General features: G+C 64.5%; 1 protein-coding gene and 1 pseudogene. One reads left to right on the top strand and one right to left on the bottom strand.

Features of this window, described 5'->3' with window-relative positions; all coding sequences use genetic code 11:
• On the top strand, window positions 1-108 hold a 108-nt coding region (locus GV818_RS34025), incomplete at its 5' end, for an SdiA-regulated domain-containing protein (protein WP_178125260.1).
• Between the two features lie 75 nt (window positions 109-183).
• Here GV818_RS34025 and GV818_RS34020 read toward each other — a convergent pair.
• A pseudogene (locus GV818_RS34020) lies at window positions 184-290 on the bottom strand (ribose-5-phosphate isomerase RpiA); the annotation flags it as partial.

The raw sequence follows: 290 nt of genomic DNA, 5'->3' as shown, positions 1-290 counted from the left end.
AGCAAGGCGGTACCCCAGGCGGAAGGAATGGCCATGGATGACGCCGGCACCCTGTACCTGGTGAGCGAGCCGAATCTGTTCTACGTCTTCAAGAAGCCTGAGCTGTAGCGGCTTGTGCAGGCCGGGGCTTGCCGGCGAAGGCGTCCGTGGGAACGCCTTCGCCGGCCGGGGTGACAGACAGCCTCAGGCCTTGAGGGTCTTCACGCCTTCGGCAGTGCCCAGCAGCAACACGTCCGCAGGACGCGCAGCGAACAGGCCGTTGGTGACCACGCCGACAATGGCATTGATCT

It is taken from the genome of Pseudomonas sp. Fl4BN1 (genome assembly GCF_009908285.1).
Classification (GTDB): Bacteria; Pseudomonadota; Gammaproteobacteria; order Pseudomonadales; family Pseudomonadaceae; genus Aquipseudomonas.
The sequence above is the reverse complement of the archived record's forward strand: the minus strand, read 5'-3'. Positions and strand labels throughout refer to the sequence as shown.